This is a genomic window from Palaeococcus ferrophilus DSM 13482 (assembly GCF_000966265.1).
In the GTDB taxonomy this organism is placed as follows: domain Archaea; phylum Methanobacteriota_B; class Thermococci; order Thermococcales; family Thermococcaceae; genus Palaeococcus; species Palaeococcus ferrophilus.
Genome location: NZ_LANF01000013.1, coordinates 119,479 through 140,871 on the forward strand (window position 1 = coordinate 119,479; position 21,393 = coordinate 140,871).

The window sequence follows — 21,393 nt, forward strand, 5'->3', positions numbered from 1 at the left end:
TGAGATGGAAGAGAAACCAACACTACTCACTAGGCTGTGGCTCTTCCTTAGCTCATACATCCCCCTATGGGTTATACTGCTAATTCAGACATATGATGGGCCAAAAGGATTTCACACAATATTTTTTGGTTTGCTCAGTATATTTTCACTGCTATCACTACTTCTCTTTTTAAGAGTGGCAAGACAGAAACTAAATGTTGGTAAGGGTGAGAGGATTTGTGATAACTTTATTGTGGTTGATGAATATCAAGATATGAATCATGTGTACTTTGAATACCTGGTTACTTATGTTGTCTCCATGATGTCCTTTATTCCAAAAGACCAGGGAATGAGAAATATTTTGACATTTCTGGTGTTCATGCTCATGGTGTTTACTTTTTACCTTAGGGCAAACCTCATCTATGCCAACCCAGTGCTGGGTGCATTAGGGTATAATCTGTTCAGGGTAAAGAACAGGGAATCAGGTCATTGGGTATTATTAATAACCAGAAAAGATAAAATACTAATTGCAGATAAAACTAATCCAGAGAAAATTTGTGTGTCAAGTCTGTCAGGTAACATCTTCCTGGAGGTTGAAGACTGATGGATGAGCCTGAAAAGAGTAGGGTTCTTGCAAGGGGTCAAACAATTATAACCCTGAAGAAGTTTCATTCAAAGATTAATGAAGTTGCAGATATGACAGTTGATGTGTACCTTGTGGAGAGTACTGGCAAGAAGGCAAAAGACCCCAGAACTTGGTTCAGGACTCATAACCTGATTCTTCCCACCAGTTACAGAAGAAAGATTGTAAAGCTGTTTAACCAAAAATTCTTGAGGGTCATTAACAAGATATCAAAAGATGACACTGACTTCACTAACTTCTTTGATTATAACAGACCATTTTCAGGTGGGGTTGTCAGGTATATTGAACCACAACATATCCCAGGATTTGAGGTGATATGGAACCAAATAAGACAAGGGGGTTCCAAATCCTCAACATCAGCTAAAGGTGTAAAGTCTATTGTGGGGTATGTTCTTGATATACAGTTTAAAGATGGGGGTAGAGTGGCATTCTTTGTTAAAAATAGGAGGTCATTCATACTCAAGAAGAACAGCATCATGGTGGGGTTGTTTAGAAAACAACTGTCACTAGCAACTGATGATTACACTTCTATTCCATTGGCTATTGACTCAATTTATTTTGAGTTCCCAGATACTGATAATGATGGATGGTTACTGGTGTTGAACACAAGGTATTTTGAATCATTCTTCAAGTACTATGAGCACTACAAACAAATCACCCAAGAAACAATATCAAAACTCAAGGATTCTGGATTCATTGAGTTTGAAAATGAGGAGAAGGTCATGAAATATGCTCTCAGTACAGTTACAATATTTAGGACACTAACCCAACTACAGAAGAGCAAGTTTTTCAGCTTCATAACAGATGATGGAGTTGACACAGGTTCAGAAAGGTACAAAAATTTTGTCAATGACCTGCTAGACCAGCTGGATGTTCTTAGTGCAAAGGAGAGGCCAAACCTTAAGGTAACTGAAGATGATGACCATATCAGGATTAAGATTGAGGACAAAAAAGGCCTAAAGCAGTTCATAGAAATTTGTCAAAGAAAGTACATGGCAACTGTTAGTAGGAGGAGTGGAGTGGTTAGGCTTTATGAGGTAAAAGGTGGAGTGAGGGAACTTAAGCAACTCCCCCTTGATGTATGGTTAAGGACAAAGCCACAGGGTGAAACTGCATGAGTGATATGTTGGACAAATTTAGGGCTCTACTTGGGGAGGTACCCAAAGAGTGGAAAGTTGTTAAATTGAAAGACATAGCAGAGACCTTCATTAGTGGGGGTACCCCTTCCACTAAGAATCCTGAATATTGGGGTGGTGATATACCTTGGATTAGAAGTGTTCATATAACAAAGTACTATATTGATGAATCCTCAATTAAACAGCATATAACAAAGAAAGGATTAGAAAATAGTTCTACAAAAGTTGTCCCAAAGGGTAATGTAATAATAGCTACAAGAGTAGGAATTGGAAACTCTGCAGTAAACCTGATAGATGTAGCAATTAATCAAGATTTAACTGGAGTAATAATTGATACATCTAAGATAGACCCCTTCTTTTTAGTGTGGTACCTCCATTTGCCAAGGGTACTCATGCTTTTTGAATTATTTTCAAGAGGTACCACAATAAAAGGAATTCCAAAAAAGCATTTACAAGAACTTTATGTCCCTCTCCCATCACTCCCAGAGCAGAAGAAAATAGCTGAAATACTATCCACAATTGACAAGGCCATTGAGAAAACTGATGCCTTAATCCACCATTACCAGCAACTCAAGAATGCCTTAATGCAGAAGCTGTTCACTGAGGGGATTGGACATACAAGGTTCAAGTCAAGTCCCTTAGGGCAAATTCCTGCTGAGTGGGATGTTGTTAAATTTGGTGATATATCAGAGTTCAAAAATGGTATCAACTTCAAGGGAGATTTAAAGGGTGATGTTGGGATTTTAACTATTGATGTATTGAACATGTATGGGGAGGGTATTTACTTAGACATGTCTAATCTATATAGAGTGAACATGGAGGTCAAGGAGAACTATCTCCTTCAGAGAGGTGATATCTTAATTGTCAGGTCTTCCCTAAAACAAGAGGGAGTTGGATGGGCTTCCATGTTTAATGGATATCATGAACCAGTAACTTTCTGTGGCTTTTTAATTAGAGCTAGAATGAAAGAGGGATACAGAGATACAGTACTTCCAGAGTTCTTAGTGTACTATTTGAGAAGTGACATTAGTAGGAGTATGCTAATATCAACTTCTGGTAAAGTTGCTATCACTAACATAAGCCAAGGATTGCTAAAACAACTCAATATACCACTGCCTCCTCTAGAAGAACAAAAGAAAATAGCCCAGATTCTCATGACTATTGATAACAAGATTGAGGCTGAGATAAAAACAAAAGAAGAGCTTGAGAAACTCAAGCAGGGGATGATGGACAAACTTCTCACTGGAAAAGTGAGGGTTAAGGTGGGTGAGGAAAGTGGATAAGCTTGACCCAAAGATGGATAATTTGCTTGAGATATTGAAACAGGCTGAAGATGGTAAATTAGTCCTTCCCCAGTTCCAAAGAGACTTTGTATGGTCAAGGCAGGACATTAAGGATTTATTGGTTTCACTCCTCAATGGCTACTTTGTGGGCACATTCCTCTTCCTTAGAACAGACCCTACCCAACCACCATTTAAGTGGAGGCCAATCCAGGGTGTCAGTTTGCCAGTTGATGAAAATGGTAATTATATTGCAGAACCAGAGGCCATGATTCTTGATGGCCAGCAGAGGATAACATCACTCCACTATGTGTTCTATGCACCACCAAAAGAAGTTGTCACCCCAAAGTACACCAGCAGGAGATACCTCTTCTTCTTGAGGCTTGAAGAATTGGAAAAGGGTAATGTTGAGGATGCTGTGTTCAGTGTGAATGAAGATGATGCTAGGAAGTACTTGGACAAAAACTATCAGTTTGAGCACAAAATAGTTCCATTCACAGAGCTTTCTAACAAAGAAAAGTGGGAAGATTGGGTAGAGGAATTCATAGAGTATCATGTTGACAAATACATAGAGGAGAACATTGGTGAAGATGTTAGCTTTAAACAGGGTAGAGAACTGACTCAAGAGTACAAGAGGCAACTTAAGGCAAAGGCAGACCGCTGGGAGAAGTACATTAACAATCTCCTAGAGTTCAAGGTTCCAGTCCTTTACTTACCAAAAATTGAACCAGACAATAAACAAAAACTTGGTGAGGTCTGCACAATATTTGAGAAGATGAACAGCACTGGAGTTAGGTTATCAGTCTTTGACCTCTTGACTGCTAGGCTGTATAAAGATGATATTGACCTTCATAAAATATGGCAGGACACTGTTGATTCATTTGAGGGTATCAGAAAGTTGTCTGAGGACAACCCAGACCTCTTTAAAGTGTTGCTACTCAGGGCACTAGGCCTTATGAGAGTGCTCAGGGACAGGGATAAGGACAAGGGTGAGAAGGAGATTAGTGATGTTAAAAATAGGTCTTTAATTAATTTGTCACCAGTGGATTTTGAGTCAGATTGGTGGATTATGGCAAGGTATTTTGATAGAGCCATTGAGAGAGTTATGAGTACCAATCAAGATGGGTTTGGGGCATTCCTGCCAAAGTGGGTTCCTTACAAACCCATGCTCCCAGTTTTGGCAACACTCCTCTACTATGTGGAGGGTACTAAAGAGTTATCACCAATAGAAAAGAGCAAGGCTTACACACTAATAAAGCAGTGGTACTGGAGTTCAGTATTCACTGAGAGGTACAGCAGTGCTGTTGAGTCTAAGTCTTTGAGTGATACACTAGAGTTAATAAAGGCTTTCAAAGAGCCTGAATTCCTACCCTCAATGATTACTGAGGCAAGGACTAGAATTACCTCACTAAACTTACACACAGTCTCAAGAAGTGGAAGTGCAATTTACAGAGGCATTATGAACTTAATTGCATTGAACCATGCAAGGGACTTTCTCCAAGTTGATGCCATAGAATTCCATAACCTAGAAGACCACCACATATTCCCCCAGGCCTTCCTAAGGAGGCAAGGTTTTGGAGACAAAGACAAATCCAAGATTAATACCATACTTAATAGAACCCTCATCACTGATGAAACCAACAGGAAGATTTCAGCAACATCACCAAAAGAGTACATTAAATGGATTCCTGGTGATTTGGAAGAGGTTCTCAAGCCTCACTTTATTGATTCTGGGTGCATTGATGCTATGAAAGAGAACAATTATGAGAAGTTCCTGGAAAGGAGGAGGATGCTTATTTTAAACAAAGTGCAAGAACTTATAGGTGGGGGAGGGGAGGATGTCAACTCCTGAAGAGAGGATATCTGAGTATCCATTTATCAATATCCTGTCCAGGGAACTCGGCTGGGAGTATGTGCCTCCTTCAGAATTAAAGAAGGAGAGGGACTACAACTCAGCTCTTCTTAAAGACAGACTAATGAGGACCCTCCTTAGGATAAATGCTGGGAAGATATCTGAGGAAGATGCAGAGCAGATAATTAAAAAGCTGGAGTATCTCCCCCACACTATAGAAGGGAACAGGGAGTTTCTGGAGATTTTGAAGAATGGTCTTTCTTTCAAACCCAAAGGTTCAAAGTTCCACAGAACAATATGGTTAATTGATTATAAGAATCTTGGGAATAATGAGTTCTTGGTAACTAGGCAGTTCTATATTAAAGAGGGTGAGAATAGGAGAAGGCCAGACATTGTTCTGTTCATTAATGGAATTCCAGTTGTGGTGATTGAGGTCAAAAGCCCTACTACTGAAAGTGAAACCCTTGAAGTTGCATACCAGCAGATAAAAGATTATGAATCTGCTGTTCCCAAGCTGTTTGTTTTTAATCAATTCAACATCATCTCAGATTGGACTGAGGTTCTTTATGCTCCAACCTTTTCAGATGCCCCCTTGGACATGTGGGGAAGATGGAAAGACCCCTATCCTCACAAGCTTGATGTGACTTATTATGAAGACCCCATTAAAGTGACTGCATATGGTATGCTGTCAAAGGAGAACCTGATTGACCTAATTAGAAATTTCATATTCTTTAGGCATGAGAAAAATAAGCTTGTAAAGATTATATCTAGGTACATGCAGTTCAGAGCAACAAATAAAATCCATGACAGGATTCTCAGGACTTATCTTGGTGAGGGCAACAAAAAGACTGGACTTATATGGCACACCCAAGGTTCAGGAAAAAGTTTGACCATGTTTTTCACAGCTTGGAAACTATACAGGACAGAAGAGCTTGACAATCCAACCATTGTCATAGTGGTTGACAGAGATAATTTGGAACAACAAATGTTTGAGACATTCCAAAAGCACAAGTTCAATGTTAAGAGAGCCTCCTCAATACCAAAATTAATTGAGATGCTATACAATAATGAGAGAGGCATAATACTAACTACTGTTCAAAAGTTCCAAGAGCCTAGAGAATCAGAGGATAAGGAGAGAACAAGGAGATACAGAGAGATGTTTGAAGCCTTGAAGAGTGGAAACCACCCAGTAAACAAGAGGCAGAATGTTATAATTCTAACTGATGAGAGCCACAGGAGCCAGTATGGTGTGTTGGCTATAAACATGAGGGCCATGCTTTCCAATGCATTCATCTTTGGTTTTACTGGTACACCAATAGCAAAGGATGAGAGGAACACCTTTGAAAAATTCAACCCTCCAGGGGAATTATATTTGGACAGGTATTCTATTGAGGAGTCAATAAGGGATGGGTTTACAGTCCCAATTTATTACCAGTATAAGGGAGTCAAATATAAGGTGGACAAGGAGTTAGCTGACAAGTTATTTGAATCAGAGTTCTGGATGCTAGATGAAGAGACAAAGAAGAAACTCCAAAAGAAAGTTGACAGGAGGCTCCTACTTAAGCTCAGGAAAAGGATTGAGCTTGTTGCTAAGGATATTGCAGAGCACTACCAAAAATACATAGAACCATTGGGATTCAAAGGGCAAGTAGTTGCAGTAAATAGATGGGCTTGTGCTTATTACAAAGAGGAGCTGGATAAGTATCTCCCCCCAGAGTGGAGTGAGGTGGTGTTTTCACCAAGGGATGATGACCCACAAGAACTGAGGAAATATCATAAGAGCAAGGAGAAGATTGAAGAAATTGTTGAGAAGTTTAGGCATGGAGACACCCCTAAGCTCCTCATTGTAACAAACATGCTACTAACAGGGTTTGATGCTCCAGTAAATCAGGTCATGTATTTAGACAAATACTTGAGAGACCACAATTTATTACAGGCCATTGCTAGAGTAAACAGGCCTGCACCTGGAAAGGAGTTTGGATTAGTGGTTGATTATAGTGGGGTGTTTGAGAACCTGAAGGAGGTTCTTAATTTTTACCAAGAGGACATCAAAGGTGTGGCATACAATTATGACTCACTAAAAGAGGGCTTCAAGAACCTGTATAATGAACTTGTGGAATTTTTGGGTGGTGTTAACCAAGTTAATAAAAACACCCTTGATTACTTTGTCATTAACTACCTGAGAGACCCGGCTAGGGCCAAGTTCTTTGAGGAGAAATACCAGCAACTTGCAAAATTGTTTGAGTTCATTTCTCCAGACCCATTTTTGGCACCATATCTTGACACTTACAAGAAAATAACTGCCATTTACAAGGCCTATGTAAGAAAATACAAGGGTAAGAAGGGTAGGAAGTTCAGAGAGTATTATAAGAAAACTGAGAAAATAATTGAGAGGAGTGTGGAAGCCAAGGAAATTGAAGATAAATTCCCAGTAATTAAATTTGATGTTGACTACCTGGAGAAGCTGTCATCAAAGGTTAAGAAAGGGGAAGCTAATGACTCAAAACTTATTGACCTCACAGTGGTATTAAAGAAATGGTCTGAGAGAAACAAAAACAAAGGCCCTGCATATCAAAAGTTATCTGAAAGAATTGAGAAGTTGATAAAAAGAATCTATGAAAATGCTGAGAAAATACAGGAATTCAGCAAGCAACTTCATGAAGTAGCTCAGGAAGTCATTGAGATTGAGAAAGAGCCCATGAAATATGGTCTTAGTTCTGAGGAGTTTCTTCTGATGTCATTCCTTCATGAAAAACTAGGTGTTGATAAACAGACAGCAAGGAAGTATGTACTTGAACTGAAAGAGGAACTCAAAGGCAAAATGTTCAGTGGTTGGACTACTAGGGAGAGTGCCAGAGCTGAGGTTGAACAGAGTGTCAGATTGTTCTTGCTGGTTAAATTAGCTGAGAGAAACTTAGAACCTAGTGAGCTTGAAAGGACACTAGATACTATTCACCATGAGTTCTTTGAGCTGTTGGTAGAGAACTTTGATGAGGGTTGGAAGTGAGCATAGGCTTTTACTCAGATATCCCACTTTTAATTGAAGTTAGAGATGTCAAGTTAGCTAGGATAATAATTAGACCTGATGGTATTGTGAGGGTTGTGGTTCCTGCAGGATATGATGTGGAGCAACTATTATCCAAAAAGAGAGAATGGATTCTCCAACAACTCTCACAAATAGAACAGTATCAAAAAGTTGCATTGAGTGAGAACTTTTATCTCTTTGGGAAACCAGTTAGATTATATGTCAGGTACCATACTGGTCAAAGTAGCAAGTTGACCATTCTAAACCACAAGGTCATTTTATCTGTCCCTGAATCTAGAAGGGGACAGGAGATTAGCCTTCTTGAAAAGGAGCTTAGAAAACTACTCAGAAATAGGCTGAATGAAGTTCTAACCCAATATTCAAGACTTTTAGGGGTTAACTACAACAGAGTCTCAATAAAGAAGCACAGGAGTAAGTGGGGTAGCTGTTCTCATAAAAACAATCTTAACTTTAATCTAGCCCTTCTATCCCTTCCAGAGGATACCATGAAATATGCTGTTCTTCATGAGCTTGTCCACTTAATTGAGAAAAAACACACTAAAAAATTCTGGCTTATTGTTAGTTCACTGATTCCAGACTATAAAAAACATGAGAAAATTCTGGAGGAACACTGGATAATTGTGTGGAATAATGAAATTTGGAGAGAGTTATTGAATTTACCACTACCATCTGTTTCTGGGGTATGATGCTAGTCCATTTTGTCATCCCAAGAGTAAATTAATCTAGTAGAGAAATATTATATACAGGTATGCATTAATATGCATACTGGGTGGTTATCATGGTTAGAAAAGTCAGGACAACTGTACTTATCTCTAGGGAGCTTCACCAAAAGGCAAAGGAGAGGGGCATAAACTTGAGCAAGCTTCTTGAAAGGGCCTTGATGATAGAGCTAGAACTTCTAGAAAGTATTGACTTGAAAAGGGAGGAGCTCTTGAGGCAAAGGCTCTTAGAGGATAAAGTTAAGAATGGGGATGAAAGAGTGACTGATGGGATGATGAGTCTGGAGCCCCCTGATGGATGAGGAGGTTTCGCGGGGCTGACCAAAATGAAGCGCGTTATCTGCCGGGACCTTTACGAACGCATCGAGACCCTCGAGAGAACCATTGAGGAGCTTGAGGAGGAGATAATTGAGCTCAAAGCCCAGGTGAGGGCCAAAACGGAGGAGGCAACGTCCCTCGCCATAGAGAACCAGAACCTCCGCTACAAGCTTGAGCGCCTGAAGAAGACCCACGAGACAATGGTGGAGCTTCTCAAGAAGATGAAGTTCCCGGTAATACTCACCGATGGGGAGGAGTAAGTATCCAAGCTACTTGTCTTTCGCAAAATTTAAATACTGCATTGCTACATATTCAACAAGAATAAAATCTGTTCTTAGCACGGTGGGGTTTACAATAAGCTCAAACCTCGAGGGGGCGGGGGTTATGGGAAAACTGCTCAACGCCGTAGTGATTATCCTGCTTGCCGTCCTCGTGTTCCGGTTCAACGTAGGGGGCATGCTCGTAAACGAGAATGAGCCTGCATCGGGCCCTCCGATTGAGATGATTCTGGAACTGCCGGAGCCGGAGGGGCAGAGCCTCGAGGTAACCATCAACGCTACAACCGATGAACTCGAGGGTCTGAGCCTCGCGATACTGAACGTCAGTGAAACGTTGCCCGTGGATGAGGTGACTCACCTGGTTTCCTCCCTCGCCATGGTGATATTTGCCGTTATAATCCCCATGGTGCTGTTCGTGCACCTCGCCCTCAGCGTCGCGACGAGGTGAACTTTTCTTTTGTCTTTCTATATGCTGTGTATTGAGGTAATCATGTGCTCATTCTGTTCCGTATCTTATTTAAGTTACTGCACAATGTTATGGAAAATTATTCAGAAAAGCGGTTCCTTGCTGCAAATATTTCAAAGTTTCCAGGCAAACGTTTGTGGTATGTGCAACAACTGTTGCATGTTTGCCAAAGTCCGCCGATTGGTCATAACATCATGTTAAATTCTTATTCGTTTTTACCCTTAATACGCAAAGTTTAAATACCAGAATGGCACAGTGATTATGGTACTGTTTTGAATAACATGCCCCCTTAAGTAAGACGTTATGAGTGGCTGGATGGAGGGGGATTGATGAGGCGTTCGAAGGAACGGATTGTAGCGGATATCATCAGGTCTACCAACGGTAAGGGGGCCACCAAGACCCAGATTGTCTACCGATCCAATCTGAACTTCAAGCTGGCACAGCGCTACCTCGACCACCTCGTGGAGAGGGGCTACCTCAGGGCGGAGCAGAGGGGCAGGCACACGATTTACTTTGCCACGGAGAAGGGAGAGGCCTTTTTGAAACGTCTGTCCGAGATAGAGAGGGAGATTGAAAGCATGTTCGAATAAGCCCCCCTAAAATAATTCCCTTCTTCCAGGACTTTAAGTTTGTCGCTGAACATTGTTACGTATTTTGTGTACGTAATGCCGTTTCTTTCTCCTTAAATACGGGCGCTTTTATATAGTATATCTGGCGGGGCGTTGCCCCGCCAAACGCAAAACGGGGGTAGGTAGGTATGAGAACGGCTTTGCTGGCCATGTTGTTGGTAGGTATTGTGGCGGTTGCCATCGGGGCAGGGACGTGGGCTCAGTTCACCAGCAACACCGCTGTGGACAACAACGAGATAGCAGCGGGCACTTTTAATCTCGTAAACGATACAGGTACGTTTACCTTCAGCAACATCTACCCTGGATGGGAGAACTCTACAACCATAACTATCGAGAACACCGGTAGCCTGCCTGGATACTTTAACTTGACCATTGAGAACGCTGCTGGTAACCAGGAGATGCTTGACCACCTTCAAGTCTCAGCTGACGGAGGCACCACTTGGTATTATGTGAAGGACAGCCCCCAGTTGATTACTGGACAGCATATTGGAGCCGGAGCTACTGTTGATGTGACCCTCATGTTTAAACTAGACATTGAGACAGGCAATGCTGCCCAGGGTGGGATCGTCACGTTTGACGTGAAGGTCTACGGCGCTCAGGACGTCGATAACGACTCGAGCACCCTAGAGTGATCCCCCAATTTACCTTTTGAATTTATCAGGGGGTATCAGAGATGAAGAGCATTGCAGTGGCTCTACTCCTCATCGGCCTTGTAGTTGCAGGGGCCGGGTACGGCACTTGGGCAGTGTTCATAAGTGATACTTCCATTGAGAACAACCAAGTTCATGCAGGGACTTTAACAGTTTATGTCAGGGACGGAGAAGAAAGTGCTGACGGGCAGTGGATACTATATGGAAAAGCCTACCCAGGGCTTGAACCAGTAGGTGACAACGCGGAGGGTCACATGAAAATCCTTAACATAGGCACACTCCCAGCAAACCACACAGAGATCGGCTTTGAGTTTAAGTGTTACGAGGACGACGATGGAGACATATTTGTGAACTTCGACCCAAATGATCCGGATAATTGGAACTTCACAATTGATCCATTTAAGTGGAGGGCTGGGCCTTCGTCCGACACAAACCAGAGTGGAGTAGGCAACTGGCTAGACGACATTGTAGTAAATAGTATTGAAATATCCTTGTACAAAAAGACTGCATTTGGGGAATTCAAACTAGAGGAGATGAGCCTTGATGACATCATAGCTCAACTCGACAGCAACCACGATGACAATATAACTTTCAAAGAACTTTCAGAAAACATCTTAAAAATACCCTTTGCACCAGCTCCAACTTTTGGTGATACTACCATCAACACTGGAACCCAGTACATACAGATTCAGATGAAGTACAAATTCAGCATACACTCCAACACTCTAAGCAACAACCAGAACGACTGGCAGGGTGACGTTTGCAACATGATCATACACGCGGCTTTGGTGCAGACGGACACCCCACTCTGGACAAACGGCTTTGGAATGGAAACCAATCTTCCATCCCCATGACGGAGCCCGAGGCCGATGAGGCGCCTTGACCCTTTCTTTCTTTTACTCGCCCTCGTGGCGGTACTCTACCTCAACGTGGCCTACAACCTGGTTACCGGTGCCAGGCCCTCCGTGGAGCCCTCGTGGAACGCCACGCTCAACGTGACGCTTCCCAGGCTTGAGCTCTCCCCGCGGGCCGCTGACCTGCTCTACGCCGCGTTGATGAGCTTCGTGTTCGTGATGTTCCCGATAATGGCTCTAATCCACGTGGTCTTGAGCGCATCGAGGTGATTCGAATGTTCAGGCGGCTCGTCCTCACGGTCGTAATCCTCTCCACCCTTCTCGCCTATCTCAACCTTTCAACATTCTCCTACTTCTCCGACACTGTCACGATAGAGAACGTCACCATAACGGCCGGCACATGGGAGGACGAGCCGGAGGTTGATGTCCTCTACTCCTGTCCCATCCTGCTCCTCACCTGCGGAAGGGAAAAGGATAACTTTAAGGCCGTCCCCGGCGGATGGAGGGAAGTCCCCGACGCAAAGAGCCTCTTCGGCGGGCAAACGCCCCAGTGCCACCGGGAGTGCGACGCCCTTCTGACGAACATATGGCTCCGCCCGGAGGGAAACATCACCCTCGAGAGGGTCGAGATTGAGTGGACGGGGGGCGGAGAGCTGGGGAAGTTCCGCGTGGGCGGTTTTGTGGTGAGGGACATAGGCCAGTCATCACCGGCATCCTTTGAGGTCGGGGCGGAGCTTGAGGATGGGGAGTGGTACCCGCTTGTCTTCAAATTTGAGGACATGAAGCTCCGGAGAAAGTACTCCTTTAACGTAACCTTTATTTTCTCCGGAAACTACACCAGAACCATAAACTTCACACTGGGTGGATGAGCATGAGGCTAAAGCCCCTCGTCCTTCTCCTCCTCGTATCCCCAGCGCTGATTTTTCTCGCCTACGTTCCGAGGCTCACGCCCATGGTGGTTCTGAGCGGCTCGATGGTTCCACTCTTCAACCCCGGGGACATAGTGCTCCTCGAGCGGGTTAACGGGAGCGAGGTTCATGTTGGGGACGTGGTTGCATTCAGGCCCCCCGGCGCGAGGGACGAGAACACCTTCGTGACCCACAGGATAGTGGGAATCGTTGAGGAGAACGGGACGAGGTACTTCAGGACGAAGGGGGACAACAACGAGGACGAAGACCCGTTTCTGGTTCCCGGGGAGAACGTTTACGGAAAAGCCGTGTTCTCGCTCCCCTACCTGGGCTACCTGACGAGGCACAACCCCAACAGGCGCGAGAGGCTCGCCTTTTACTTCCTCACCGTCCTCGTACCTGGTGTGATTCTAATCCTCGGCGAGCTCCCTAAACTGCTCTACTACTCCCCGAGGCTCGAGCGCGAAGCGTTGAAGCTCTCCACGTGGAACTCCAGAAAGGTGGAGGAGCTAAGCCCCCTCCGGCTTCTAACCGTTTTCGTGGTTTCTCTCGTCGTCTTCACGCTCCTGCTGACCCCCTCCTACGAGGGTGGTTTAAACGGGGGAAGGCTCCCCGTCCTCCTGCTCGGGGCGGGGGATACCGGCTACGTCTATCTCCCTCCGGGGGAGGCTTTTGACGGGAAGTTTGGAGTTGCCGTAAACGCCGTCCTCCCCGTAATGTGGCTCGTGAGGGCTTATGGGGTCAATCCTTTTATAGTAAGAGCGCTCAACTTAATACTATCCGGCATAACAACGCTACTCCTCCATCCCATCTGGCTCAAAGAGGAGCCAAAATTCAAACTGAGCCGGAGGAGGAATAAGTATGCGGTTAAGAGAGTACCGTCTCCTAAGCGCGGTTAAAGCCTACGGACTCCCCCTCGTCGTCCTCTTCATTATTCTCTCCGCGTACTTCGCCTACGCCTACGCTCAAACGCCCGCAGTGGCACGGAGTAGCCGCACCGTAAGCGAGCCCTTCTACAGCTGGAGCGGGGGACTCTCGGGAGGAGGCATCATAACGGCAGAGAACCCGCTTTGGCCCGTGGGCTCGGAGGTATCGCTCCCCCTGTACCCCACGGACGTATCGGAACTGGCCGAGCTCAACTTCCACTTCGAGGTCTCCGGGAAGGATGTGAACCTTGAGTTCAACCGCGAGCTCAAGGTGGTGTACTACATAGCCTACGATAACCACCGTGTCATCGAGGAGACCTACGCCTCGGTCTCTAATGTGAGCAACGGCCAGGGGTTCGCGGATGAGCTGAGGCTCAACATCACGGACATAGCGAAGCGGATAGCGGAGACGCGCTCCGTCCTTCGCCTTCCGAGGGAAACGGCGGGCGTTGAGATAGTGGGCACGGTGCACTACTCGGGCACGGTGGGGGGTAGGGGCATTAGGGGCAACCAGACCTTCAGGGGCGAGATAAAGTTCCCCTACGAGGGATTCTACTCCATAAGCGGCGACGCCAAGAACGGGACCATTACAAGGAGCAGAACCGTAACGGAGAGCTATCCCGTGAACGGCAGGAAGCGCGCCATCCTCCTTACGCTATCGGGCGTTTTTGGAATTCTCGCGCTGACTTCCCTTATCGTCTGGCGGCGCTTTGATCCGGAAACTTACAGCGTCCGGGAGCTTGAACTCCTGGAGCAGGAGGCCAAGCTCGCCAAGTGGGTGAGCAGGGGAAGGCTGGAGAACTTTGAGAGCACCACGAGAATCAAATTCGAGAGCCTTAGGGACCTTGTGGATGCCGCAATAGACATGAACGCCCGCGTCCTTTACGACAGGAAAAACGGCACGTACTTCTTCCTCCACGAGGGCATCCTCTACTACTACAGCAGGCCGAGCTTCAGGCAACTCAAGAACCGACCAAAACATTAATTAGCTCTCCCTACTTTTTTGGGTTAGCAGAGAGGTGAGTGGCATGGATATGAGCACGAGAATGTTTAAGGAAGAGGGATGGATAAGGAAGCAGTGCCCGAAGTGCGGCAAGTTCTTCTGGACGCTCGATCCGGACAGAGAGACCTGCGGGGACCCGCCGTGTGACGAGTACTCGTTCATAGGAAAGCCGGGGATTCCGAAGAAGTACACGCTGGAGGAGATGAGGGAGAAGTTCCTTAGCTTCTTCGAGAGGAAGGGCCACGGCAGGGTGAAGCGCTTCCCTGTCCTTCCGCGCTGGAGGGACGATGTGCTCCTCGTTGGGGCTTCAATCATGGACTTCCAGCCGTGGGTCATAAGCGGCGAGGCCGACCCGCCTGCGAACCCGCTCACAATCAGCCAGCCGTCCATAAGGTTCACGGACATTGACAACGTCGGAATAACGGGAAGGCACTTCACGATATTCGAGATGATGGCGCATCATGCGTTCAACTACCCGGGCAAGCCGATATACTGGATGGACGAGACCGTTGAGCTTGCCTTCGAGTTCTTCACAAAGGAGCTCGGCATGAAGGCCGAAGATATAACCTTCAAGGAGAACCCGTGGGCGGGCGGTGGAAACGCGGGACCGGCCTTCGAGGTTCTCTACCGCGGCCTCGAGGTGGCAACGCTCGTCTTCATGCAGTACAAGAAGGCCCCGGAGAACGCCGACCCGAGCCAGGTCGTCGAGATAAAGGGTGACTTCTACGTCCCGATGGAAACTAGGGTTGTTGATACGGGCTATGGTCTGGAGAGGCTCGTTTGGATGAGCCACGGCACTCCGACGGCCTACGACGCGGTTCTGGGTTATGTCGTCGAGCCCCTCAAGAGGATGGCCGGAATAGAGAGGATAGACGAGCGCATTTTGATGGAGAACTCTCGCCTGGCTGGAATGTTCGACATAGAGGACATGGGCGACCTTAAGTATCTCCGCGAGCAGGTCGCCGGTAAAGTCGGCATAAGTGTCGAGGAGCTTGAGAAGGCGGTAAGGCCCTACGAGCTGATCTACGCGGTAGCCGACCACACGAAAGCTTTAACCTTCATGCTGGCCGATGGAGTCATCCCGTCAAACGTGAAGGCCGGCTACCTGGCGCGCCTGCTGATAAGGAAGAGCATAAGGCACCTCCGCGAGCTCGGACTCGAGGTTCCGCTCGCCGAGATAGTGGCGATGCACATAAAGGAGCTCTCGCCCACTTTCCCAGAGTTCAAGGAGATAGAAGATGTTATCCTCGACATAATCAACGTCGAGGAGAAGCGCTACCAGGATACCCTCAAGCGCGGAAGCGACCTCGTGAAGAGGGAGATAGCCAAACTCAAGAAGGCCGGAAAGGAGGAGCTCCCGCTTGAGAAGCTCATACTGTTCTACGAGAGCCACGGATTAACTCCGGAGATAGTGGCGGAGGTCGCGGAGAAGGAAGGGGTGAAAGTAGAGATACCCGACAACTTCTACACCCTGGTCGCGAAGGAAGCTGAGAAGACCGAGAAGAAGATGGCCGCTGAATACGTGGTGGACTTCGAGCTTGTCAAAGACCTCCCCGACACGAGGACGCTCTACTACGAGGACCCCTTCATGAGGGAGTTCGACGCGAAGGTTCTCAGGGTGATTGACGACTGGGCCGTTCTAGATGCCACGGCCTTCTACCCCGAGGGCGGCGGCCAGCCCTACGACACCGGAACGCTCGAGGTGAACGGGGAGGAGGTCAAGGTAACCAACGTCCAGAAGATAGGGAAGGTCATCCTCCACAGGGTTGAGAAGCCAGAGCTCTTCAAGGAAGGAACCGAAGTCCACGGAAGGCTCGACTGGGAGAGGAGAATCCAGCACATGCGCCACCACACGGGGACCCACGTCCTCATGGGTGCGCTCGTTCGCGTTTTAGGAAAACACGTCTGGCAGGCCGGAAGTCAGATCACCACCGACTGGGCCAGGCTCGATATAAGCCACTACAAGCGCATAAGCGAGGAGGAGCTCAGGGAGATTGAGAGGCTCGCCAACAGGGCGGTGATGGAGAACAGGCCAGTGAAGTGGGAGTGGCTCCCGAGAACCGAGGCGGAGATTAAGTACGGCTTTAGGTTGTACCAGGGTGGAGTAGTGCCGGGAAGGGTGATAAGAGTGCTCAACATCAAGGACTGGGACGTCCAGGCCTGCGGTGGAACTCACCTTCCGAACACCGGTCTCATCGGCCCCATAAAGATACTGAGAACCGAGAGAATCCAGGACGGCGTTGAGCGCATTGTGTTCGCCGCAGGCGAGGCCGCCATCAACTGGATGCAGGAGAGCGAGAGAATACTCAAGAGGACCGCCGAGACCTTCCGCGTTCCGGTTGAGAAGGTACCCGAAACAGCGGAGAGGTTCTTCAACGAGTGGAAAGAGGCAAGAAAGGAGGTCGAGAAGCTCAGGAAGGAGCTGGCCAAGCTTCTCGTCTACGAGCTTGAGAGTGAGGTCGAGAGGATCGGCGAGGTCGAGTTCGTAGGGAAGGTCGTGGAAGGGGCCATGGACGACCTCAGGGAAGCTGCTAACAAGCTCAGGAAGGAGAAGCGCGTGGTCGTGCTGATAAGCAGGGAGGGCCACTTCGTTGTTGCAGTTGGAGACGGCCTTGAGGTTAAAGCGGGCGACCTTGCGAAGGTAATAACGAGCGTCGCCGGTGGCGGCGGTGGAGGAAGGAAAGAACTTGCCCAGGGCAGGATAAAGAACCCGCTCAAGGCTGAGGAAGCCATAGCCGAGGTGAAGAAGAGCCTCGGCTGACCCCAAATTTTCTTTCTCACTCCGTTTTTCTGTACTTCACGACTATCGTCTCGTTGGTTCTCCAGAAGGGCAGTTTGTGGGCTTTGATCTCGATTTTTGCGGAGCCTTTGCGGTGGACGACCTCGTCCGTTAGCTTCCCTGGCAGCTGGAACTGGATGTATATCTCCTCTGGAAGCTCGTCTTTCTTAACCGTGACCTTGAACTCCCCGGTTCCCTTTATGTTCTCCTCACCGTAGCGCACGAGGTAGGATGTACCCTCGGGGAAGATTATCTCGAGGTCGAAGCCGTCAACGTAGGGCTCGACCTTCAACCCGAAGAGGCCCGCCCCATCGGGCGTTACGTAAGTCACGCTCTCGTTCTTCACGTAGAAAACGTCCATGTACGAGAAGCTCGCCGGCGGTAGCTCCGCCGTCTCAACGGCGTACGCCAGGAGGGCGAGTGTTATTAGTGTGAGTATGATGAGTGCTTTGTTCATCCTTCATCACCAAAATGGTTTTGGAGGGGGAGATATATAACCTTTCTTCACAGCCCCGTGGGGTCGTCTATGAAGATAGCATCCAGCCCAAGGCGCCCCCTGAGGACGTCCATGAGGGCCTTAACGCCGAGGGTCTCCGTCTTGTAGTGGCCGGCAACAAGGACGCTCTGCTCCATATCCTGCGCCGTCAGATAGTCCGCGTGGCCGAACTCCCCCGTGATGAGGAGGTCTATGCCCCTCCGGTGGGCCTCTTCGAGGGCGAAGGCACCCTCTCCGCTGACCGCCCCGACGGTTTTGACCTCCCGCTTTCCGAACTCGTAGGTTTTTACCTCCGTGTTGAGCTTTTCCGCGATTATCTGGGCGACCTTCTCCATCGGCTGGGGCTCATCGAACTCCCCCCAGAAGCCCACGCTTAGCCCCCTGTACTCTCCAAAGGGTCCCTTGGGTTCAAGGCCGAGCAACCCGAGGAGTCCAACGTTGTTCCCCACCTCCGGATGGGCATCGAGGGGGAGATGGGCCACATAGAGGTTAATTCCAGAGGAGATGAGCGCCTTCAGGCGTTTGTAGTGTATCCCCGTGACGTAATCTATGCCCCCCCAGATCATGCCGTGGTGGACTATCAGCATGTCGGCACCGCCTTTAGCGGCCCTCTCGATGGTTCTGAGGGTAGCATCCACGGCGAAGGCCACCCTCTCCACTTCCTCCTTCCCCTCGACCTGGAGGCCGTTGCTCGATTTGTCCGGATACGCGCTTATGTTGAGGTACCCATCGAGAAACTTCACAACTTCGTCGCGCTTCAAGTTCCCCACCACCTCTAACTGGCACAACCAACTTAAAAATCATCGTCCCCATCGAGAGAGAAGGCCTTTTTCCCGAGCTCATAGACGTTCCCCTTGAAGACGATGCAGCTCCCCGGACAGATTTTCTTCAGGGGGCAGCTCTCGCATGATGGGCCTATCTCGACCCTCTCGATGTAGCCGAGGCTCTCGAGTATCTTCAGCATCCCATCGACCTCTTCGGTACTGGTGTTCAGCCTCTCCGCCAGCGCCTCCGGTGTTCTGACGCCGCTTTTTATGAGCTCTAGGGCTTTTTCGAGCTTACCCATCCTTTCACCAGCCCATAAGGGTGCCTAGGTGATAGACGAGGACGCCTATGATCGTCGCGAGGGTGAGGTTGTAGAGGGTTGCCACGCCCGCCCATTTGCTCCCCGCTTCCGCCCTTATCGCCCCTATGGTCGCTATGCACGGGATGTAGAGGGTGGTGATGAGGGCCAACACGAAGGCCTGCAGGGGCGTCATGGCGGTTCTCATAAGGCTCACCAGGGCGGCGTTCTCCTCTCCAACGCCGTAGATAACCCCGTAGGTGGCGATAACGTTCTCCTTCGCTATTATTCCGAAGATTAAGCTCACCGCGGCCCTCCAGTCGAGCCCCATGAGCTTCGTGATGGGCTCGAGGGCCATGCCGATCCTCTCCGCGTAGCTCCCGCCGCTCCCCATTGCCACGGGGTAGTTGCTAAGGTACCATATCGCTATCGCGCCTACTAGGATAACCGTCCCCGCCTTTCTCAGGAACTCCTTGCTCCTCTCCCATGAGTGGATTATGGCCACTTTCCACGAGGGGACCTCGTATTCGGGAAGCTCTATGACGAAGGGGCTCTCCTCACCCCTGATGACGAACTTTCCGAGGATCAGGGCGGAGAGGAGGGCAATGAATATGCTGACGAAGTAAATCCCCACGGCCACGAGGGAGGCGTGCTCCTCGAAGAACGCCCCCGCGAGGAATGTTATAACGACCATCCTGGCGCTGCAGGGCACGAGGGGGTTCACGAGCATGGTGATGAGCCTGTCCCTCTCGTCCTCGAGCGTTCGGGTGGCCATTATCGCCGGCACGTTGCACCCGAAGGCGAGCACCATCGGGATGAAGCTCTTGCCGGGCAGGCCGAACTTCCTCATTATGCGCTCCATAACGACCGCTGCCCTCGCCATGTAGCCGGAGTCCTCGAGTATGGACATACCAACGAAGAGCAGGAACACGAGGGGGAAGAAGCTCAGGACGGAACCAACGCCGCCTATTACGCCGTCAACTATTAGCCCCCTCAGTGTCTCGCTCCCTATGTGCTCTCCCACGGTCGTCCCGAGGGAGGCGAATGAATTATCCAGGAACTCCTGCATCGGCGTTCCAAGGGTGAACACGAACTTGAAAAGGGCGTAGAAGACAAGTGCCAGGCTCAGGAGACCCCAAATGGGATGGGTCAGAACCCTGTCGAGCTGGTCGTTGAGGGTTGTTCCTTCGGCTCTCTCGTGGATCACGAAGCGGTGCATTAGGTTGTCTATGAACTCGTACTTCTGGCTGGCTATTATCAGGTCGAGGGGGCGTTTGTACCTCGCCTCAACCTCGCCTATGTGCCCGAGGATTTCGTCCATCTTGTCCTTCCCGAGGTGGCGGAGGACGAGCTTTATCACCTCGCTGTCCCTGGAGAGGAGCTTTATTGCCAGCCAGCGGAGGTTGTAGCGGGCTGAAAGCGGGGTGTTCTCAAGGGCCCTGCTAACGTGCTCTATCTCCCTCTCTATCTCCGGCTCGTAGGTGGGTATGATGGGCCGGGTTTTTATTCCTCCCTCCGCCATGGCAACGATTGTCCTCTTGAGCTCCTCGATCCCCGTGCCGTCCCTGGCGTTGGTGACTATCACGGGAACCCCGAGGAGGCGCTCCATCTCCTTCACGTCAATCTCAACGCCGTTCTTCCTGGCCACGTCTATCTTGTTGAGCACCACTATGACCCGCTCGAGTCCGGTCTCGAGTATCTCCATCGTGAGGAAGAGGTTGCGCAGGAGGTTGGAGGCGTCAACGATGTTAACGACAACATCGGGGTTCCCCTCGATGAGGAAGTTCCTGGCAACGAGCTCGTCTATGGAGTTGGCCATGAGGGAGTACGTTCCGGGGAGGTCAACCACGAGAAGCTCCTGCCCCCTGTACTCCATAATCCCCTCCTTCTTCTCCACGGTGACGCCGGGCCAGTTTCCCACGTGCTGCCTGAGGCCGGTCAGGGCGTTGAATATAGTGGTCTTTCCAACGTTGGGGTTCCCGGCGAGCGCCACGACCTTGAGCATCACACCGCCCTCCTGACTATAACCTTGTCCGCGAGTCCCCTCCCTATCGCGAACCTCGCGTTGTCCACGGCCAGTATTATGGGTCCATGGGGGTTTATCCTCAGAACCCTGACCCTCGCGCCGGGCACTATGCCTATGGAGGTGAGCTTCGACCTTGCCCTCGGCCCCCCGACTATGTCCACCACAACTCCGCCCTCGTTCTCACCAAGCTGACTTAAACGTACGTTCATGAGCGTCACCGTTAGGTTTCCCTAATACACTCTTACAGTAACTCGAAGGCCTTAAAAAGATTTGGTGAGTCTAAAATCCCTGGATGGTTCGAAAATGGAAAACAAAGGGTTATGGAAAAGCACATGGTGGGGC

The 21,393-nt window shown here is 48.7% G+C and carries 22 protein-coding genes; 17 read left to right on the forward strand and 5 right to left on the reverse strand.

The window, feature by feature from the left end:
- Window positions 1-4 precede the first annotated feature (4 nt).
- From PFER_RS07860 to alaS, 17 genes are all read left to right on the forward strand, one after another.
- Complete coding sequence (locus PFER_RS07860) at window positions 5-583, forward strand: hypothetical protein (RefSeq protein WP_048150825.1); 579 nt, start codon at window positions 5-7, stop codon at window positions 581-583.
- Window positions 583-1,740, forward strand: a complete 1,158-nt coding sequence (locus PFER_RS07865; protein ID WP_048150828.1) for a Kiwa anti-phage protein KwaB-like domain-containing protein — start codon at window positions 583-585, stop codon at window positions 1,738-1,740. Before PFER_RS07860 ends, PFER_RS07865 begins: the two co-directional genes overlap by 1 nt.
- On the forward strand, window positions 1,737-3,041 hold the full coding sequence (locus tag PFER_RS07870) for a restriction endonuclease subunit S (protein ID WP_052696203.1): 1,305 nt from the start codon (window positions 1,737-1,739) through the stop codon (window positions 3,039-3,041). The genes PFER_RS07865 and PFER_RS07870 overlap by 4 nt, the downstream gene beginning before the upstream one ends.
- On the forward strand, window positions 3,034-4,890 hold the full coding sequence (locus PFER_RS07875) for a GmrSD restriction endonuclease domain-containing protein (RefSeq protein ID WP_048150830.1): 1,857 nt from the start codon (window positions 3,034-3,036) through the stop codon (window positions 4,888-4,890). The genes PFER_RS07870 and PFER_RS07875 overlap by 8 nt, the downstream gene beginning before the upstream one ends.
- On the forward strand, window positions 4,862-7,897 hold the full coding sequence (locus PFER_RS07880; protein ID WP_157255156.1) for a type I restriction endonuclease subunit R: 3,036 nt from the start codon (window positions 4,862-4,864) through the stop codon (window positions 7,895-7,897). The genes PFER_RS07875 and PFER_RS07880 overlap by 29 nt, the downstream gene beginning before the upstream one ends.
- Window positions 7,894-8,622 (forward strand): M48 family metallopeptidase, encoded by a 729-nt coding sequence (locus PFER_RS07885; protein ID WP_052696204.1) that lies wholly within the window; start codon window positions 7,894-7,896, stop codon window positions 8,620-8,622. The genes PFER_RS07880 and PFER_RS07885 overlap by 4 nt, the downstream gene beginning before the upstream one ends.
- Before the next feature lie 92 nt (window positions 8,623-8,714).
- The gene (locus tag PFER_RS07890) at window positions 8,715-8,957 is read left to right on the forward strand and encodes a type II toxin-antitoxin system CcdA family antitoxin (RefSeq protein WP_048150836.1); all 243 of its coding nucleotides are present in this window, start codon (window positions 8,715-8,717) and stop codon (window positions 8,955-8,957) included.
- A 24-nt stretch (window positions 8,958-8,981) separates the two neighbouring features.
- A complete protein-coding gene (locus tag PFER_RS07895; RefSeq protein ID WP_048150839.1) occupies window positions 8,982-9,233 on the forward strand; it encodes an initiation control protein YabA in 252 nt (83 codons plus the stop codon).
- Between the two features lie 124 nt (window positions 9,234-9,357).
- Window positions 9,358-9,699, forward strand: a complete 342-nt coding sequence (locus PFER_RS07900) for a hypothetical protein (RefSeq protein ID WP_048150841.1) — start codon at window positions 9,358-9,360, stop codon at window positions 9,697-9,699.
- A 347-nt stretch (window positions 9,700-10,046) separates the two neighbouring features.
- A complete protein-coding gene (locus PFER_RS07905) occupies window positions 10,047-10,307 on the forward strand; it encodes a winged helix-turn-helix domain-containing protein (protein WP_048150843.1) in 261 nt (86 codons plus the stop codon).
- A 167-nt stretch (window positions 10,308-10,474) separates the two neighbouring features.
- The gene (locus PFER_RS07910) at window positions 10,475-10,978 is read left to right on the forward strand and encodes a TasA family protein (RefSeq protein WP_048150846.1); all 504 of its coding nucleotides are present in this window, start codon (window positions 10,475-10,477) and stop codon (window positions 10,976-10,978) included.
- Window positions 10,979-11,019: 41 nt separating this feature from the next.
- Window positions 11,020-11,850 carry a hypothetical protein gene (locus tag PFER_RS07915; RefSeq protein ID WP_048150849.1) on the forward strand — a complete coding sequence of 277 codons (831 nt, stop codon included), beginning with the start codon at window positions 11,020-11,022 and terminating at the stop codon, window positions 11,848-11,850.
- 15 nt (window positions 11,851-11,865) lie between these two features.
- Window positions 11,866-12,120: a hypothetical protein gene (locus tag PFER_RS07920; protein ID WP_048150854.1), complete on the forward strand. Its 255-nt coding sequence runs from the start codon at window positions 11,866-11,868 to the stop codon at window positions 12,118-12,120.
- Between the two features lie 5 nt (window positions 12,121-12,125).
- Window positions 12,126-12,719, forward strand: a complete 594-nt coding sequence (locus PFER_RS07925; protein ID WP_048150857.1) for a SipW-dependent-type signal peptide-containing protein — start codon at window positions 12,126-12,128, stop codon at window positions 12,717-12,719.
- A 2-nt stretch (window positions 12,720-12,721) separates the two neighbouring features.
- Window positions 12,722-13,657 (forward strand): signal peptidase I, encoded by a 936-nt coding sequence (locus PFER_RS11870; RefSeq protein ID WP_052696205.1) that lies wholly within the window; start codon window positions 12,722-12,724, stop codon window positions 13,655-13,657.
- A complete protein-coding gene (locus PFER_RS07935; protein WP_048150860.1) occupies window positions 13,620-14,669 on the forward strand; it encodes a DUF5305 family protein in 1,050 nt (349 codons plus the stop codon). The genes PFER_RS11870 and PFER_RS07935 overlap by 38 nt, the downstream gene beginning before the upstream one ends.
- A gap of 43 nt (window positions 14,670-14,712) precedes the next feature.
- Window positions 14,713-17,448 (forward strand): alanine--tRNA ligase, encoded by a 2,736-nt coding sequence (alaS, locus tag PFER_RS07940; RefSeq protein ID WP_048150863.1) that lies wholly within the window; start codon window positions 14,713-14,715, stop codon window positions 17,446-17,448.
- A 16-nt stretch (window positions 17,449-17,464) separates the two neighbouring features.
- Here the strand turns inward: alaS and PFER_RS07945 are convergent, their stop codons facing one another.
- From PFER_RS07945 to PFER_RS07965, 5 genes are read right to left on the reverse strand one after another with little or no spacing between them, the layout of a single operon-like run.
- On the reverse strand, window positions 17,465-17,923 hold the full coding sequence (locus PFER_RS07945) for a hypothetical protein (protein ID WP_048150868.1): 459 nt from the start codon (window positions 17,921-17,923) through the stop codon (window positions 17,465-17,467).
- Between the two features lie 47 nt (window positions 17,924-17,970).
- Complete coding sequence (locus PFER_RS07950; protein ID WP_048150870.1) at window positions 17,971-18,723, reverse strand: Nif3-like dinuclear metal center hexameric protein; 753 nt, start codon at window positions 18,721-18,723, stop codon at window positions 17,971-17,973.
- Between the two features lie 32 nt (window positions 18,724-18,755).
- On the reverse strand, window positions 18,756-19,028 hold the full coding sequence (locus PFER_RS07955; protein ID WP_048150872.1) for a FeoC-like transcriptional regulator: 273 nt from the start codon (window positions 19,026-19,028) through the stop codon (window positions 18,756-18,758).
- Window positions 19,029-19,032: 4 nt separating this feature from the next.
- Window positions 19,033-21,030 (reverse strand): ferrous iron transport protein B, encoded by a 1,998-nt coding sequence (feoB, locus tag PFER_RS07960; protein WP_048150875.1) that lies wholly within the window; start codon window positions 21,028-21,030, stop codon window positions 19,033-19,035.
- Window positions 21,030-21,260: a FeoA family protein gene (locus tag PFER_RS07965; RefSeq protein ID WP_048150879.1), complete on the reverse strand. Its 231-nt coding sequence runs from the start codon at window positions 21,258-21,260 to the stop codon at window positions 21,030-21,032. Before PFER_RS07965 ends, feoB begins: the two co-directional genes overlap by 1 nt.
- Window positions 21,261-21,393: the final 133 nt, after the last annotated feature.

Coding starts and splice junctions, on each gene's coding strand:
- PFER_RS07935 (WP_048150860.1), top strand. CDS start 13,620: ATGCGGTTAAGAGAGTACCGTCTCCTAAGCGCGGTTAAAGCCTACGGA.
- PFER_RS07920 (WP_048150854.1), top strand. CDS start 11,866: ATGAGGCGCCTTGACCCTTTCTTTCTTTTACTCGCCCTCGTGGCGGTA.
- PFER_RS07945 (WP_048150868.1), bottom strand. CDS start 17,923: ATGAACAAAGCACTCATCATACTCACACTAATAACACTCGCCCTCCTG.
- PFER_RS07895 (WP_048150839.1), top strand. CDS start 8,982: ATGAAGCGCGTTATCTGCCGGGACCTTTACGAACGCATCGAGACCCTC.
- PFER_RS07955 (WP_048150872.1), bottom strand. CDS start 19,028: ATGGGTAAGCTCGAAAAAGCCCTAGAGCTCATAAAAAGCGGCGTCAGA.
- PFER_RS07890 (WP_048150836.1), top strand. CDS start 8,715: ATGGTTAGAAAAGTCAGGACAACTGTACTTATCTCTAGGGAGCTTCAC.
- PFER_RS07905 (WP_048150843.1), top strand. CDS start 10,047: ATGAGGCGTTCGAAGGAACGGATTGTAGCGGATATCATCAGGTCTACC.
- PFER_RS07870 (WP_052696203.1), top strand. CDS start 1,737: ATGAGTGATATGTTGGACAAATTTAGGGCTCTACTTGGGGAGGTACCC.
- PFER_RS07965 (WP_048150879.1), bottom strand. CDS start 21,260: ATGAACGTACGTTTAAGTCAGCTTGGTGAGAACGAGGGCGGAGTTGTG.
- PFER_RS07900 (WP_048150841.1), top strand. CDS start 9,358: ATGGGAAAACTGCTCAACGCCGTAGTGATTATCCTGCTTGCCGTCCTC.
- PFER_RS07865 (WP_048150828.1), top strand. CDS start 583: ATGGATGAGCCTGAAAAGAGTAGGGTTCTTGCAAGGGGTCAAACAATT.
- feoB (WP_048150875.1), bottom strand. CDS start 21,030: ATGCTCAAGGTCGTGGCGCTCGCCGGGAACCCCAACGTTGGAAAGACC.
- alaS (WP_048150863.1), top strand. CDS start 14,713: ATGGATATGAGCACGAGAATGTTTAAGGAAGAGGGATGGATAAGGAAG.
- PFER_RS07860 (WP_048150825.1), top strand. CDS start 5: ATGGAAGAGAAACCAACACTACTCACTAGGCTGTGGCTCTTCCTTAGC.
- PFER_RS07915 (WP_048150849.1), top strand. CDS start 11,020: ATGAAGAGCATTGCAGTGGCTCTACTCCTCATCGGCCTTGTAGTTGCA.
- PFER_RS07910 (WP_048150846.1), top strand. CDS start 10,475: ATGAGAACGGCTTTGCTGGCCATGTTGTTGGTAGGTATTGTGGCGGTT.
- PFER_RS11870 (WP_052696205.1), top strand. CDS start 12,722: ATGAGGCTAAAGCCCCTCGTCCTTCTCCTCCTCGTATCCCCAGCGCTG.
- PFER_RS07925 (WP_048150857.1), top strand. CDS start 12,126: ATGTTCAGGCGGCTCGTCCTCACGGTCGTAATCCTCTCCACCCTTCTC.